This window comes from Flavobacterium sp. JP2137 (assembly GCF_050562195.1).
GTDB lineage: Bacteria > Bacteroidota > Bacteroidia > Flavobacteriales > Flavobacteriaceae > Flavobacterium.
The window spans coordinates 2164854-2180709 of record NZ_CP191647.1 but is presented as its reverse complement, the minus strand read 5'-3'; the positions used below and the strand labels follow the sequence as shown (position 1 = coordinate 2180709).

Sequence of the window (15856 nt, the reverse complement as noted above, 5' to 3'; positions counted from 1 at the left end):
ATTAAAAAAGGGCTATTCTCCATTGAATAGCCCTTTTTTTATGGCAGCTGCGCCAACCAACTTTGGGTGTGGTTCCAAACGCTGTCGCGGACTTCTTCTCTGGACAGAAACAAATCGTGCAAGCCGTTTTCTATGACGACATGCGTGACTTGAGTTCCCATTTTTAGTCCGATACGCTCGATGTCGCGGACGTTTAAAACCAAGTCGGCTTGCTGTGCTTGAGGCGACCACACTTGGGTCTTTAAGCTTTTATCGGAATGCATCAGCAAGATGGGCAGGCTGAGTTTCGGCCTTTCTCTAACGGCCTTTTGCGCCTCGTTTACCGCCAGTATCCACGCGTAAAAAGCGGGAAATGCGCGAACGGGCTTCCACTTTTCATTGAATGTCCATTCGCCGTAAAACGATTTCAACAGCGATTGCCCATAGACATCGCTCACCCCGCCGCTAAAGGAAGCATAGGGATTAAACCGCAGCATCAATCGGGCGACAGCCGGTATCAACAGTCGGACAGCTGCCGGCATATTAAAGGCGAAGAAGGGGGAGTTTAAAATCAAACCCGAAACCTCGCTACGCAAGGCGCCGTAGTGCGCGTAATAGCTCGCCAACAAACCACCGGTACTGTGTCCCAAGAGCAGCAATGGCGCCTGAGGACTACGCTCCTTAATCAGGGCAATGGCGTAATCGATATCGGCAAAATACTCCTTTAGCGATTTGCAGTAATTGGGGTGTTGGTGTGCTAATAGGGAACGTCCACATTTTCGCAGATCCACGGCAAAAAAATTCACGGCTCTATCGTTGAATCCCTTTAGGAGCTCTTCCTGAAAAAAGTAATCGGAAAAACCGTGAATATAGAGTATGCTTTGTCGATTTTGAGGACTGCGGTAATTGTTGGCGCGCGCTTCGATCAGCGTGGTGACTACCTTGCCTTCATAATCCGACGGGCATTCGTGTATATGTCGGATCGTATGGGGAGTGGTAAAGTGTAAATCCATAGATAAAGTACTTATAACAAAGGAGAAAACAATCGGAGAAAGCTGTTTTTTAATCGGGTCCAGTGGGTTCGCTTAAACCAGCGGTTGTAATTGAGCTGGACGGCGTGCTGGCAATCTTCATAAAATATCTGCCGCATTTTATCGGCAAACTCGGTATCGTAAACAATGGCATTGACTTCAAAATTCAGGTCAAAGCTGCGGTGATCTAAGTTACAGGTACCGATAGAGCTCACGCCGGAATCGGTGACAAAGCACTTGGCGTGTATAAAGCCCTTTTGGTAAAAATACAATTCCACGCCGGCTTCGAGCAGTTCTTCAAAATAGGATTGAGAGGCCCATTGTACCATTTTAGAATCGGAAACCTTGGGCAATAAAATTTTGACTTTTTTTCCGCTCATCGCCGCGAGTATCATTGCCTGCTGAAGGGTTTCGTCGGGTATGTAATACGGCGTGGTAAAGAGAATTTCGCTTTGGGCATCGTTGATGGCCTTGACCACGCTATACAAGATGCTCGGCACTTGCGAATCCGGACCCGAGGCGACAATCTGCATGGGGAGTTTGCTGTTGTCGTCGTGGTCGATTATCGGAAAAAAATCGGCATTGACCGTTAGGCTTTGCTGACTGCAAAAATTCCAGTCGGACAAAAAGATGTGTTGCAAGGCATAGGTTGCATCACCGTATATGCGCAAATGGGTATCGCGCCAATACTTGGAGGCTGGAGCCTGCGGGATATTGGCATAGCGGTCGGAGATATTGATTCCACCGGTATAGGAAATTGCGCCGTCTATAATGACCATTTTTCGATGGTTTCTATAGTTCATGCGGTTGGCCAAGGCGATCCACGTAATTTTGTTGAAGGCGTAAATCTCCACGCCTGCCGAGCGCAATTCTACCACGATATTCTTGCGAATCGAACGGCAACCAAAATCGTCATAAATAAAGCGAACCCGCACTCCTTCCTTTACTTTGGCGATGAGGATGTTTTTGATTTCATTGCCGATAACATCGTTTTCATAGATGTAATACTCGAGGTGTATGTGCTGTTTTGCCGCTTTTAAGTCCTCGATTAATCGCGGAAAGAAAGCTTCGCCATTGAGCAGTATTTCCGCATTGTTGTGGATCAACAGCGGACTGTTTTCTATGTTTTTATTGGCCAACAAGCGAATCATCGAGCGATTGCTATCTACCGTTGGAAATTGCTGGTCGGAAAACGATTTCTTGATCTCTTCGATACGGCTTTCAAACTGCTTTAAAAAGATTTCGTCTGTGGCCAATTTCTTCGAATACATCTTTCGCTTGCGGTAGTTGATTCCAAACGAAAAATAAAACAGTATACCCACTATGGGCACTAAGATGACCAGCAGTAAATACGCCAGGGTTTTGGAGGTGGAGTTCGAGTCGTAAATGACGCGCAAAACCACGGCCAACACCACAAGCCCGTAACCGGCTTCCAACAATAAAATCCAATCAATAGTAGGCATTATTTCGTTTGTTTTAATTGGCAAGACCTCCTGGTCGCACGCCTTATTCCGCGATCAACGACTTAGACCATTCCGTTCTCATTGATCATCGAAGGGGGAATCGCTTGTTGAACCTCCCAAAACTCCGTGATGAGATGATTCTCAAATCGGAAGATATAAACGACTAGGGTCCCTAAGTCATCGGGGGTGTTTTTGACGAGTGAGTGCGTCATCACGAGGTCATTCTGTTCAATGACTCTTAAATTCTTGAGTATTTTATGGGGATTTCGCTGCGCTTCCTCTCGTAAAAAATCTTTTAAATCTGCTGCTTGTCCCAAATAAAAAGGATGGTGATGTTTAAAATTCGAACCGACATAATTAGCAAAAGCCTTGTCAATTTCACCACCTGTTATCAGCAACAAAAATTGCTTGGCGATTTCTTTTTTCGGGGTAAATTCCATAATCAATCCATTTTAATGTGTTGAAAGAAAAAAAACAACATTCTAGACGGTACCCTGCTAAAATGAAGTTCCCTAAAAATATAAAAAAAAGCCGATATAAGACACACTATTTAACACAATGTAAACGCTTTTACCATTTCGAAGTGGAATCGCAGCGGCAGCGTGGCGTACAACTCGGGCTGCCGCTTTAGTGTATTTCCGGCCTATCGACGTCAAAAGGCGCGAGTTGCAGCTGCTTAACAAAGGCCTGTGGACCGATTTTTTCACAGACCAAGGCTTCGCTTTCGCGAATGGGATATAATGCCTGTAATCGGATTTGGTAGTCCAATCCGATATCGAACTGCCGTTCTTCTGCGGCCAAAAACCAGGGTTCCCACACAAAAAAAGCATCCATGACTGCTTCCTCGACTACGGCAGTGCCAAAGCGAATCAGCTGTCCGGATACAAACGGACAATCGCCGCGCAGTCGGCTGACCAAATGACCCAATGCCTTGCCCCAGTTTTCGTTTTGCGATTGCACCACCAGACAGAGTTCCGGTCGATTATCGGGCCATTCGCGATGCGGTTGCAGCGACAGCCCGTAGGTTACCGCAGTCAGGAAACGCGCATCGGGCACGCCTTTAAAGAGCACCACTACGGTTAAGGGGTCGCTTGGCTGCTGTTTTTTGGGCAGCCAAAATTCGGGCTCATCGCCGAATATCGGTATTATTTTCTCGAGGAAGCGCTCGAACAAAACGTCTTTAGGCGGCTTGACCGTCTGATTTAAAAATTGGAATAAGCTCCACATAGGCGTATGGATTATAGATTTCGAAAAACGGCAGTTAGTTGTGTACCGCGTATAATTTGGCGACAAAAGCCGTAATGCCGTCGATGTATTTCTGGCCGTGCGTAGTGCCGGACAGGGACTGAAATCCCTGTAAATGACTCGCATTAAAGGGAATCAATTCGCTATTGGGATTTAAAAACTTCACGCGATTGCTGTCGTCCATAGTCGTAAGCCCGTCGCGCAATCCGGCAAACAGCAAACAAGGCAGCTGCAAACGCGATAAGGCGTCTGCGTACGTCGGGGCCTTGGGCGGCAATAGGTATTGTTCTTGCTTGTATTCTTTGATGACTTGAACGATTTGATAGGGGTCGATAACAAAGCCCTCCGCAACTAAAAAATCCACGGGTTCGCGCGCAATGGTTAAGGTGGCCATAATGCTTCCCATCGACAAGGACCAGATTCCCAAATGGTCGCTTTTAACTTCCTTTTTAGTCCATTGAACCACTGCGGTTAAATCCGTTACAAATTCGTCGTAATACAGATACTTCTCGTCTATGGCAAAGTCTTGACTACCGCCAAAGCCCCTATAATCGAAGAGCACTACGGTATATCCCGCTTGCACCATTTCAGCAACCTGTCTCAGCCAATACGACATATTGCCCGCATCGCCATAAGCGAGGATAAGGGTCGTTTTATTGTCGACTTTTGCGTCGGGAAAACAGCTCCACGATTGGAGCGAAACCCCATCGCTGGTCACGATCTTTTGCTCCTTGTACTTAAAGTTAAAATTCGACGGATGTTCCACGTATTTCTTCTCTGGTTTTAACGCCCAGCAACCGCTGGTAAACCACAGGGCGGCTAGTAAAAACACCGTACTTTTAATCGCTTTCATCGAATTGATTTTTTAAACCCTTTCAAAGATAAAAAATTTAAACTCCAATCGGAGCGCCGCCGATTTATTTATTCGCCCCGACCCGATATAGCGCTCTATAGACAACCGTTGTCGTGACACTTAAATCCCCGAAGTACAAGTCAGACAAAATCCCCCTCAAGCAGGCGGGTAGTACGGAATAAAAAAGACCGTAATCCCCGTTGGAAACACTTTGTTTTTCGCGAATAGCTGATCGGAAACAGATAAATAATTGTATTTTTGTATACATTAAAAAACTTTTAGTATGCAACACATTATTGATCGTTTCATTAGTTATGTAACTGTAGACACAGAATCTGATCCCAATTCAGATGCTTGCCCAAGTACAGAAAAACAGTGGGACTTAGCCAACCAATTGGTTGAAGAACTTAAAAAAATAGGTTTAGAAGAAGTAACTATAGACGAGCATGCCTATATCATGGCCACGTTGCCGAGTAATGTGGATCACGAGGTACCTACTATCGGTTTTATTTCACATTTCGATACTTCGCCCGATTTTACGGGTGCCAATGTAAAACCGCAAATCGTTCCCAATTACGACGGTGGCGACATCGTGTTAAACAAGGAATTAGACATCGTATTGTCTCCAAAATACTTCAAAGATCTTTTACAATATAAAGGACAAACCATCATTACCACAGACGGAACAACCTTGTTAGGGGCCGATGACAAAGCGGGTATTACCGAAATTGTTACGGCTATGGAATATTTGATCCAGCATCCGGAAATCAAACACGGAAAAATCCGCATAGGCTTTACCCCTGACGAGGAAATCGGAAGAGGTGCACACCTGTTCGACGTAGAGAAATTCGGCGCAGATTGGGCTTACACCATGGATGGCAGTCAAATTGGCGAATTGGAATACGAAAACTTTAATGCCGCTGGCGCCAAATTGACCTTTTCCGGCAAAAGCGTTCACCCGGGCTATGCCAAAGGAAAGATGATCAACTCTTTGTTGATTGCCAACAAATTCATCTCCAAATTACCCAAAGATGAAGTGCCGCAAAAGACTTCGGGATACGAAGGTTTTTTCCACGTAAATCACGTAAATGGAACCATAGAAAAAACAGAAGTTCAATTGATTATTCGCGACCACAACTTAAAGAAGTTTGAAGACCGCAAAAAGCAAATTGAAAAAATCGTCAAAAAAACCAACAAGAAATACGCTTCAAAATTTGGAGGTCCTATTGTAGACTGTGTCATCGAAGACCAGTATTTCAATATGAAACAAAAAGTAGAGCCGGAAATGCACATCGTGGATATAGCCGAAAAGGCCATGAAAGAACTCGGCATCAAACCGTTGATCAAAGCGATACGCGGCGGTACTGATGGGGCTCAATTATCCTATATGGGCCTACCGTGTCCCAACATTTTTGCCGGTGGTCATAACTTTCACGGAAAATACGAATACGTTCCCGTTGAAAGCATGCAAAAAGCCATAGAGGTCATTGTAAAAATTGCCGAACTCACTGCTAAAAAACAATAGTTCTACCCAAAAAACCCAGTGCAAACTGTTTTTTTTTCTATAATTAACTAAGTCGTTTGATTGGGTCACCTCCAAAATCAACGCTTAATCGATTGCTATAGACCAAAAAAAAGTCCTCTTTGCAGAGGACTTTTTTGGGTATATACCGAAGTATATTATGCTTTGGTGTTCAATTTTTGACTCATTTCCATAGAAATAGCCGAACGCTCCATTTTTAATTTTCCAGCCATAGTTTCCAATACGATTGAAGTCTCTGCCAATTCAGCGATTTTACCGTGAATTCCCGATTTAGTGATAATTCTATCCCCAACTTTAATCATGCTTTCAAACTCTTTTTCTTTTTTCACTCTCTTTTGTTGTGGGCGAATCATTAAGAAATATATCACAACAAACATTAGAATAATGGGTAAAAACTGACCTAAATTCCCTAAATTTTCCATAAATAAACTTTAATAATTATTATTGTTTCGGAGCTACATTGGCTTTAATAGTCAACATTTCTTCTCCTTTTACTGTATTGGTAGTAAGTGTAACCGTTTTTTGTTGTTGTCCAACAGATGGGGTCACGAAAGCCACTTTTAACTTGGATGTTTCTCCGGGTTTAATCGGTGTTTTCTGATATTCAGGAACCGTGCATCCGCAAGAAGCTGTCGCGTTGATGATGATCAAATCGGCATTACCGGTATTGGTCACTTCAAATTCTGTTTCCACTTTTTCGTTGTTTCCGATATTTCCAAAATCGTGTACTTCTCGGTCGAATTTAATCTCTGGAGAGGCGTTGGTAGCTACTGTAGCTTGTGCTGCTTCAGTTTGAGCAACATTCGACTCGTCTATGCGATTCGATGCGCTATTCTCTTTACAAGAAGCCGCAAATACAACGATGGCAGCGGCTAATAATAAGGTACGTTTCATAATTAAATGCTTTTTTTTGATTACAATAATCCTTTACCGATTTTATTTAATTTATTATCTGCTTCATAAGCTTTGGAAATATTATCCAATATTCCGTTGATAAAAATACTACTTTTTGGTGTAGAATACTCTTTTGCGATCTCTAAATATTCATTAATTGTTACTTTAATGGGTATAGAGCTAAATTTTAACATTTCACAAATTGCCATTCTCAAAATAATGGTGTCAATTTCCGCTATACGTTCGGTATCCCAATTGGGGGTTTTATCTACAAATTCCTTGTTTAATTCGCCGGCATTCAACAGGGTTTTGCGGTAGAGTTGTCTGGCGAAATCCTTGTCGTCAAAATCCTTGTACAATCGGGGAACCAAAATCTGTAAATCCTCTTCCGTCAATTGTCTCAATTGCTTTTGAATCATGGTATTGACCAAAGGCAAATCGTCTAACCAAGTCAATTTGGTGTCTTCGAAAAAATCGTATAACTTTTCATTGGGAGCAATAATCTCGGTAAACGCCCTCCAAACAAAATCTTTATCCTCTTTAAAAGACGTCAATCCGCTGCTCATGTATTGTTCGTACAATTCGCTTTGCTTGATCTCGTTGATTAAAATTTGGATATACACTTCATTGACATGCCATTGATTTACCGTGCGCTCTTCCAAAGCGTTGGCCACAGAAACCGATTCGCCCAAGGCTTTTAAAACGGAATTGTCAATAAATTTTCGATTGGGATTGCGCTCTTCAGCGGTAGCTAAGTGTTTTTTTTGAGAAACCGCCAAAAAGTTTTCCTCTTTTTTTTGGATTTCTATTAAAGAAGTCAGCATTAACAAATATAAATCTTGAATATTTTCAATACTATTGAATAAAAACTTTTCTCCACCTTCTAATCGGTCGGAGTCATTTTGTTGCATCGAATAAAGGGTTTGCATCACTTTGATCCGAATGTGTCTTCTGTTTAACATGCTACTATAAGAACTTTTTGTATTTGAAAAATATTAGATCATTTTCTAACAGTCTGCAAAGGTAAAAAAAATATCAATCGACACCTACACTAATTCCAGTAAATATGCAGAAAATTGATCGGACGTTTCACTGCCTGAGTACAAGTGCTTTCCCATAAAAGCAAATACCGTACTAAATATCGCGAAGGACATGAATCTATACCGCCAAAAAAAGTATATTTGCTCTTTGAAGTCCTTTAATAACTTTTTTTTGCGATTTAGCGACAACTGCTTGTAGGACCATTCAACTTAAAACCTAGAAATCAATAGTATCCATGAATGAGCTTCGTCATTTAAACAAATATTTCCTCAAATATAAGTATCGTTTTATGATTGGTATTTTCATTACCATCATCGCTCAGATATTCACCTTATTCACGCCCAAGCTCGTCGGAGATTCCATACGGGCCCTGGAGCAACTCAAAGTTTTGGAAGCCGCAGACGTCAAGGCCTTGCTGTTGAAAAACATCTTTTGGATATTGGTCACCACCTTAATTGCGGGATTTTTGACTTTTTTGATGCGTCAGACCCTAATCGTGATGTCGCGCCATATCGAGTTTGATTTAAAAAACGATTTATTCCGCCATTACGAGCGGCTGTCGCAAAGTTTTTACAAGCGCAATAGAACGGGCGATTTGATGAACCGCATCAGCGAAGATGTCGGAAAAGTGCGTCAATACGTCGGTCCGGCAGTGATGTACTCCATCAATACCTTTATCCGCTTTGCCGTGGTTTTGGTACAGATGTACCTGATTTCGCCCTTGCTGACCTTTTACTCCCTACTGCCCTTGCCGATTTTGGCTGTATTTATATTCCGATTGAGCAAGCAAATCAACGAGCGCAGTTCGCTATTCCAAGAAAACCTATCACAGCTCTCGACCTTTACGCAGGAAATGTTTTCCGGCATACGCGTCATCAAGGCCTATGCCATTGAAAAAGACAAGCAAGCGGACTTTGAAATACTGTCTCAAGAGAGCAAAACCAAAAACCTCAGTCTTGCCAAAACCAATGCCTTGATTGGCCCGCTGATGGTTTTGCTAATAGGCATCAGCAACTTAGTCGTTATTTTTACCGGAGGTATGATGTATATCAACGGGAGTATCTCCGATATCGGTGTCATTGCACAGTTTATCTTATACATCAACATGCTGACATGGCCCGTGGCTTCGCTGGGTTGGGTGTCGACGATGATACAGGAAGCACAGGCCTCGCAAAAGCGCATCAACGAATTCTTACAAGAGGAGCCCGAGATCGTCAATACCCAAGAACAACGCACCCCAATCGCCGGAGATATTCGATTTAAAAACGTATCCTTTGTCTACGAAGACACGGGAATTGAAGCGCTAAAAAACATCAGTTTCGACCTTCCAAAGGGCAAAACCTTGGCGATTTTGGGAAAAACAGGCTCGGGAAAATCGACGGTTTTATCGCTGATTGCACGGCTCTACGACGTCAAAAACGGTCAACTACACATAGACAATACCTCCATTGAGCAGCTGAATTTAGAAGACTTGCGCAAGGCCATCGCCTTTGTGCCTCAAGATGCGTTTTTGTTTTCGGACACGATTAAAAACAACATTAAATTCGGCAAGGAAGACGCTACAGACGAGGAAATCATCGCCATGGCCAAACAAGCGGCGGTACACGACAACATCATTCGCTTTGAAAAGGGCTACGACACCGTTTTGGGCGAGCGTGGACTAACCTTATCAGGCGGACAAAAGCAGCGGGTATCAATCGCGAGAGCATTGATCAAGGATGCGCCTATTTTACTCTTGGACGACTCGCTTTCTGCCGTAGACACCGAAACCGAAGAAAGCATTTTAAAGAACCTCGAACAGCACAGCAAAGACAAAACAACCATAGTGGTGACTCACCGGGTATCTTCGGCCAAGAATGCCGATTTAATCTTGATCTTGGACGAGGGAAAAATCATCCAACAAGGCAGTCACGAAGAACTTTTAAATTCTCAAGGATATTATAAAGAATTATATTATAAACAACTCACAGAAAAAGAAATAATTTAAAAAGTTGGTTATATAAGTTTTTTTTTAGACTTTTGAAAACTAGAAACCAATCAAACTAATTGATAGAAGGATTATGAGAGATAACGAAATGTTAGAAAAAGAGGAAATTTTTTCTAAAGTATTACGCGCAGGTAGAAGAACCTATTTCTTTGATGTAAGAGCTACAAAGGCTGATGATTACTACATTACGATTACCGAAAGCAAGAAATTCACGGAAGATGATGGTTCCTTTCATTTCAAAAAACACAAAATTTACCTATACAAAGAAGATTTTGCCGCATTTAAAGAGATTTTAAACGAAATGACGGACTATGTACTCTCTCAAAAAGGAGAGGAAGTCATTTCGGAAAGACATCAGAAAGACTTTAAAAAGGAATTTCAAAACGACGAAATAGAAGAAAGCCGCAACAGCTTTACCGATATTGACTTCGACGATATTTAATCGATACGCCTATAAAAAAAATCTGAATGTACTGCATTCGGATTTTTTTTTATAAATTTGTTATATACGGCAATGATGTCTGCCTCGAACCGCCTTTTGCTGATGACGTCTACTGATTTTTAGCTTTGCACTAAGCTATTGGTGTGTCCTATTATGAAATTTTCAGCAAAGAAAACCCCTACTCAAAAAACAGCAATCAACCGTTTTTTCACCTTGCTCTTTAAATGGAGCTTGCTCGCCCTACTTATCGGTTGCGCTATAGGAACGAGCATCGCCTTTTTTCTATATGCATTAAGTGCCGTGACCGCGTACCGATTCGGACACAGCAATTTGGTTTACGCCTTGCCCTTTGCCGGTTTGGGCATTGGACTGCTGTACTACTATTTAGGGCGAACTGTAGAAGGGGGCAATCAATTGTTGGTCAAGGAATACCACAGTCCTACTGCCGTAGTTCCCCTAAAGCTGGTTCCCCTGATTCTGATCGGCACCTTGACGACCCATTTATTTGGAGGTTCTGCCGGACGAGAAGGTACCGCAGTACAGATGGGAGGAGCGATTGCCGACCAATTTTCGCGCTTGTTTAGCCTGCAGTCGTGGCAGCGAAAATTACTGCTCTCCATGGGAATCAGCGCCGGATTTGCCGCTGTTTTTGGCACCCCCTGGGCGGGTACCGTGTTTGCGCTGGAAATACTGCGCGTGGGCCAACTGCGCTACCAATCCTTTATCCCTTGTTTGCTCGCTGCTTTTGCAGCGCATTACAGTTGCCTGTGGTGGTCTGTAGAACACAGCGCCTATCACATCGCTGCACTGCCCCCGATCAGCCTCAATACCCTCGTTCTAGTGTTGGGTTGTGGTGCCGTTTTCGGTTTGGCCGCGCTATTTTTTAGAAAACTGACCGCATTTTGGAGCGGGCTCTTTAAAAAATACCTACGCTATCCGCCCCTGCGTCCCTTTGTAGGCGGCTTGCTGTTTGTATTGCTATACCTATATATAGGAGACACTGCTTATTTGGGGCTGGGACTCCCCACCATACTAAACGCCTTTGAGCAGGCTCAAGGCATGGAGGTCTTTGTACTTAAAATTGTGTTTACGTCGATTACCCTAGGAGCGGGCTATAAGGGCGGCGAAGTTACCCCCTTGTTTTTCATCGGTGCGGCCTTGGGTAGTTTTCTATCCACCTTGCTTCCCTTGCCGATTTCGCTGCTCACCGCCCTGGGTTTTGTTGCGGTTTTCTCCGGAGCAACCCAAGCACCGTGGGCGTGTACGCTAATGGGCTTAGAACTGTTCGGCCTGGAAGGCGGCTTGTTTTTACTGTTGGCCTGCTGGACAGCGGCCTTGTTTTCGGGGCGTCAGAACATTTACAACAGTCCACCACACCCACAGTTATCGCTGCCCTATATCAAACTCGCACACTGGTGGAGCAATCGTGCATTTAACCGATCTTCCAACCGTTAGCCACTGTTTTGCCGGGTTGAATCAAAATGACATCCTTGTCCAGACCCACTACACCCAAAACCAAACATTCGCTTCTGAAATCGGCAATTTGTTTTTTGGGAAAGTTCACCACGGCGATGACCTGCTGACCAACCAACTCCTCCTTATTATACAGTTGGGTGATTTGAGCCGAACTCTTTAACACCCCAATTTCCTCGCCGAAGTCGATAAAGAGTTTGTAAGCGGGATTGCGGGCTTTTTCAAAATCCAACACTTCTAAAACCGTACCTACGCGCATATCAATTTTTTCAAAATCCGAGAATTCAATCATATTACAAGTATTTATAGTCAAAGATATATATTTTTAGTAATTTAGTAGCTCAATAAAAACAGAAATGGCAAAAACCGAATCCACCATGCTTCCCTTAGGAACCACCGCTATGGATTTCTATCTTAAAGACACCAATTCAAACGATTGGCTTAGCCTATCCGACATTAGAGGAACCAAAGGGACTTTAATCGTTTTTATTTGCAATCACTGTCCGTACGTACATCATGTTATGGAGGAAATCATCATGATTGCCAACGACTATCGGGTACAGGGCATTGGCATTGCAATGATTTCGAGTAACGATGCGACGGCCTATCCGCAAGACGGACCTGAGGCCATGACCGAATTCGCTTTTAACCATACCTTTGGCTTTCCCTATTTATACGACCAGAGTCAACTAACTGCCAAAAACTACGACGCTGCCTGTACGCCCGATTTCTTTTTGTTTGATTCTCAAGACCTTTTGACCTATCGCGGACAATTAGACGATTCGCGACCGGGCAACAACATTCCCGTCAGCGGAAATGATTTGAGGAGCGCCATCGACGGGCTCTTATACAACCGACAAATTAGTCCCATTCAACGACCCAGTATGGGGTGCAATATTAAATGGAAAAAAATTAGTAGTTAATAAAATCTTTACTACCTTTGCCGCGAATTGCATTATTTTTTGGCTGTAAATCCTTGTAAAAATGGGGAATTCTCAGTGAATCACAAAAATGCAGCGGTTCCAATTTTAGTAGATAAAAAGAGTCAAAAAATTAATAAATAAACGTTTTTCAACCAAAAATCAAACTGCATAAACATCCTCTTTATGTTACACAAAAAATTTTTAAATCGATTTTCACTGAGTCAAGTTATCTTGTCGTCGGTAGTGCTCTATTTGCTTCTTGCAGCGTATTTTGTCATTTTTCAAGATGCGAGCTACTTTCATTTAGTATTGCCCATCATCTTGACCATTATCGCTTTTAATGACAATGCGCAGACCAAACACACCATTCGTAAAAACTATCCTATCGTAGGGCGTTTGAGATATCTATTTGAGTCGATTCGTCCCGAAATCAGACAGTATTTTATCGAAGGTGAATTGGATGGAAAGCCATTCAACAGAAGAGAGCGCTCTATTGTTTATCAAAGAGCCAAAAACGAAAAACAAACCGTTTCTTTTGGAATGCAGGACGACCCGAACCGCATCGGTTATGAATGGGCGTCGCACTCTATTTACCCTAAAAAAGTCAATATTACAGACTTCCGTACTACCATTGGTAGCAAAGAATGTCTACAACCTTATAGCGCGAGTATTTACAACATCAGTGCCATGAGTTACGGTGCTTTGAGCAAAAAAGCCATTACTTCTTTAAACGAAGGAGCGAAATTAGGCGGTTTTGCCCATAATACCGGTGAGGGAGGAATTAGTGAATACCACCGCTCTGGAGGCGATTTAATCTGGCAAATTGGTACGGGTTATTTCGGATGTAGAGATGAAAACGGTTTTTTCTCCGACCAATTATTTACTGAAAGATCGTCTTATCCAGAAGTAAAAATGATCGAATTAAAGCTTTCACAAGGCGCCAAACCCGGTCATGGAGGATTGTTGCCCGCAGAAAAAAACACCCCTGAGATTGCCAAGATCAGAAGTATAGTACCTTTTACAACCGTACACTCTCCGTCTTCTCACTCGGCTTTTTCGAATGCTACCGAATTGGTTTATTTCATTCAAAAACTGCGTAAGCTGTCTCTGGGAAAACCGGTAGGATTTAAAATCTGTATCGGTCGTAGAGATGAGTTTAAAGACATTATCAATGCTATGGTTGCCACTGGTATTTATCCGGACTTTATCACTGTTGATGGAGCTGAAGGAGGTACTGGAGCTGCACCATTAGAATTTATCGATTATATGGGTATGGCCTTGTCCGATGCTTTGGTATTCGTCAACAGAACCCTTATCCAAAACAACATCAGACAGGATATCAAATTGCTGGCTTCTGGAAAAATCATCTCTGCTTTCGACATCGCTAAGGCTATGGCATTAGGAGCAGATGCTTGTTATAGCGCTCGTGGAATGATGTTTGCACTAGGTTGTATTCAAGCTTTACAATGCGATAGCGGACACTGTCCAGTTGGTATTGCGACACAAGACGAGCAACTGTACAAAGCGATGGACATCACAGACAAACGCGTACGCGTAGCCAATTTCCACAAAAACACCATGAAGGCCTTTGGCGAATTCATCAGTGCTTGTGGTTATGAAAATCCAAATGAAATCGATCCGAAGATTTTCCATAAAAGAGTGGAACACGGTCTCAATAAAAGTTTTGCTGAAATGTATTTTAGCGATATCATTAAAAAACCGGCAAGTCCAGTTCTTTAAACCCACAAAAAAGGGCCGTCTCACAACTCGAGACGGCCCATTTTTTTTCATTGTTTTCCACTTATAAATGGCTTGTTTAATCAATTTTAAAGCCATTTAAAATTATCGAATAAGGCTGCCGCACCAAATTGCAAATTCGACAAAGTCAATCCTGTAATGCGATGAAACAAACAGCTTACTAAGCTCAAAAACGAATCATTATACCGCTATTGTTTATCATAAAAATTATATTCATCCAACGCGCGTTTTAATCGCTTAAAAACCTACAATAATTACTGCCCATTAAATCATACTCTACTTTATAGGCAGCAGCAAGATTGCTGACGCCAGCAGGAGTTTTTTGATTAGGGGTCCAAAGCGAACCAACATTTAACTTACTATCACTGATAACTGCGCGGCAGTGATTCGTTTATCTAAAAAATAAGATAAAACCAATCATTAAGGCAAGTGTTATCCTTAACTTCATTTCATAAAAAAAGCGATCCAATCGATCGCTTTTTACTTTTAAAACTTAAATATTGTAAACTGGCTCTGTTTTATCTAAAATTTCTTTTAATTCCTTTGCGGCATTGTAATACCTTTGAACATCAATACTTTCCGGCACTTTATTAAGAATCACCTGACGGCTTTCTACAAATGTATCCATATAATTTTGGTAATTCTTATCATTACACAGTCGGAGTATGGTAGCTTTTTTGAATTGCCAAAACATACCCAATATCGGATGTAATTCTTCTCTATCTTCTTTGTCTTTGATAAAGTCATATAAAACAGTTAAACTGTGCCAATGGGCAGAATAACTAAGGAATTCCCTTTCATATAATAAAACCAATTGCTTTGAAATCAAATCAATTGATTCCTTGTTTTCAATTATAAATCCATTTTGTGGATAAAAATTAAGTTCATTCAATTTATGTGACGCCTTGTCTAAATAATTATAACTATCTCCTACTAAAGAATTGTTAATTAATATTGAAGCAACAATACTTTCTAACTCTAAATAACATACATATATTTTAAATCCATAAAAAGTAAATCTTTCATCAATCATATATCCCAAAGTAAAGATTTCTCTTGGATTACTTTTAATAAATCTTGTTTCTAATCTAAATGAATCTGTATCAACTAAGATTTTTGTCTTTAAAACATCTGTCTTTTTTCTAATATCTTTGATAATTAGCTCATTGATTTTTTCTACCTCCATAATTGAACTATTTCTTTTTTTACTTAAATTCTACACTA

General features: G+C 41.9%; 16 protein-coding genes and 1 riboswitch. Of the genes, 6 read left to right on the top strand and 10 right to left on the bottom strand.

Translation table 11 applies throughout. The features are described 5' to 3' along the window. Positions 1–38 precede the first annotated feature (38 nt). From ACQZ43_RS09535 to ACQZ43_RS09515, 5 genes are all read right to left on the bottom strand, one after another. A complete protein-coding gene (locus ACQZ43_RS09535; protein ID WP_430612045.1) occupies positions 39–992 on the bottom strand; it encodes an alpha/beta hydrolase in 954 nt (317 codons plus the stop codon). Between the two features lie 11 nt (positions 993–1003). Beyond that, entirely contained in the window at positions 1004–2473 is a 1470-nt protein-coding gene (gene cls / locus ACQZ43_RS09530; protein ID WP_430612043.1) for a cardiolipin synthase, read from the bottom strand. A gap of 62 nt (positions 2474–2535) precedes the next feature. Next, positions 2536–2913: a nuclear transport factor 2 family protein gene (locus tag ACQZ43_RS09525; protein ID WP_430612041.1), complete on the bottom strand. Its 378-nt coding sequence runs from the start codon at positions 2911–2913 to the stop codon at positions 2536–2538. A 187-nt stretch (positions 2914–3100) separates the two neighbouring features. After that, on the bottom strand, positions 3101–3700 hold the full coding sequence (locus ACQZ43_RS09520) for a hypothetical protein (RefSeq protein WP_430612039.1): 600 nt from the start codon (positions 3698–3700) through the stop codon (positions 3101–3103). Between the two features lie 34 nt (positions 3701–3734). Further along, positions 3735–4571 carry an alpha/beta hydrolase family protein gene (locus tag ACQZ43_RS09515; RefSeq protein WP_430612037.1) on the bottom strand — a complete coding sequence of 279 codons (837 nt, stop codon included), beginning with the start codon at positions 4569–4571 and terminating at the stop codon, positions 3735–3737. Positions 4572–4854: 283 nt separating this feature from the next. Between ACQZ43_RS09515 and pepT the strand changes: the two genes are divergently transcribed. Further along, positions 4855–6096: a peptidase T gene (gene pepT, locus ACQZ43_RS09510; protein WP_430612035.1), complete on the top strand. Its 1242-nt coding sequence runs from the start codon at positions 4855–4857 to the stop codon at positions 6094–6096. A 155-nt stretch (positions 6097–6251) separates the two neighbouring features. Here the strand turns inward: pepT and yajC are convergent, their stop codons facing one another. Genes yajC through nusB form a run of 3 tightly spaced genes read right to left on the bottom strand, consistent with a single transcriptional unit; the run spans position 6252 to position 7970 of the window. Continuing rightward, complete coding sequence (gene yajC / locus ACQZ43_RS09505; RefSeq protein WP_430612033.1) at positions 6252–6536, bottom strand: preprotein translocase subunit YajC; 285 nt, start codon at positions 6534–6536, stop codon at positions 6252–6254. 19 nt (positions 6537–6555) lie between these two features. Then, complete coding sequence (locus tag ACQZ43_RS09500; RefSeq protein ID WP_430612031.1) at positions 6556–7008, bottom strand: DUF1573 domain-containing protein; 453 nt, start codon at positions 7006–7008, stop codon at positions 6556–6558. 20 nt (positions 7009–7028) lie between these two features. Then, positions 7029–7970, bottom strand: coding sequence for a transcription antitermination factor NusB (gene nusB / locus ACQZ43_RS09495; protein ID WP_430612029.1), 942 nt, complete (start codon positions 7968–7970; stop codon positions 7029–7031). Positions 7971–8284: 314 nt separating this feature from the next. On the opposite strand from nusB, the gene ACQZ43_RS09490 reads away from it, so the two are divergent. The 3 genes from ACQZ43_RS09490 to ACQZ43_RS09480 all read left to right on the top strand — a co-directional run bounded on the left by ACQZ43_RS09490 (position 8285) and on the right by ACQZ43_RS09480 (position 11933). Further along, a complete protein-coding gene (locus ACQZ43_RS09490; protein ID WP_430612027.1) occupies positions 8285–10036 on the top strand; it encodes an ABC transporter ATP-binding protein in 1752 nt (583 codons plus the stop codon). Positions 10037–10109: 73 nt separating this feature from the next. Then, positions 10110–10478: a PUR family DNA/RNA-binding protein gene (locus tag ACQZ43_RS09485; RefSeq protein ID WP_430612025.1), complete on the top strand. Its 369-nt coding sequence runs from the start codon at positions 10110–10112 to the stop codon at positions 10476–10478. Positions 10479–10537: 59 nt separating this feature from the next. Continuing rightward, positions 10538–10597, top strand: a riboswitch (Fluoride riboswitch). A 34-nt stretch (positions 10598–10631) separates the two neighbouring features. Continuing rightward, positions 10632–11933 carry a chloride channel protein gene (locus tag ACQZ43_RS09480; RefSeq protein ID WP_430612023.1) on the top strand — a complete coding sequence of 434 codons (1302 nt, stop codon included), beginning with the start codon at positions 10632–10634 and terminating at the stop codon, positions 11931–11933. On the opposite strand, the gene ACQZ43_RS09475 is transcribed toward ACQZ43_RS09480, so the two are convergent. After that, entirely contained in the window at positions 11911–12243 is a 333-nt protein-coding gene (locus tag ACQZ43_RS09475) for a tRNA-binding protein (RefSeq protein ID WP_430612021.1), read from the bottom strand. The genes ACQZ43_RS09480 and ACQZ43_RS09475 overlap by 23 nt on opposite strands. Positions 12244–12307: 64 nt before the next feature. Here ACQZ43_RS09475 and ACQZ43_RS09470 point away from each other — a divergent pair, with 64 nt between their 5' ends. Together ACQZ43_RS09470 and ACQZ43_RS09465 are read left to right on the top strand one after the other, a co-directional pair. After that, on the top strand, positions 12308–12874 hold the full coding sequence (locus ACQZ43_RS09470) for a thioredoxin family protein (protein WP_430612019.1): 567 nt from the start codon (positions 12308–12310) through the stop codon (positions 12872–12874). Between the two features lie 183 nt (positions 12875–13057). Continuing rightward, on the top strand, positions 13058–14614 hold the full coding sequence (locus ACQZ43_RS09465) for an FMN-binding glutamate synthase family protein (protein ID WP_430612017.1): 1557 nt from the start codon (positions 13058–13060) through the stop codon (positions 14612–14614). A gap of 511 nt (positions 14615–15125) precedes the next feature. Here ACQZ43_RS09465 and ACQZ43_RS09460 read toward each other — a convergent pair. Beyond that, the gene (locus ACQZ43_RS09460; RefSeq protein WP_430612015.1) at positions 15126–15818 is read right to left on the bottom strand and encodes a hypothetical protein; all 693 of its coding nucleotides are present in this window, start codon (positions 15816–15818) and stop codon (positions 15126–15128) included. Positions 15819–15856: the final 38 nt, after the last annotated feature.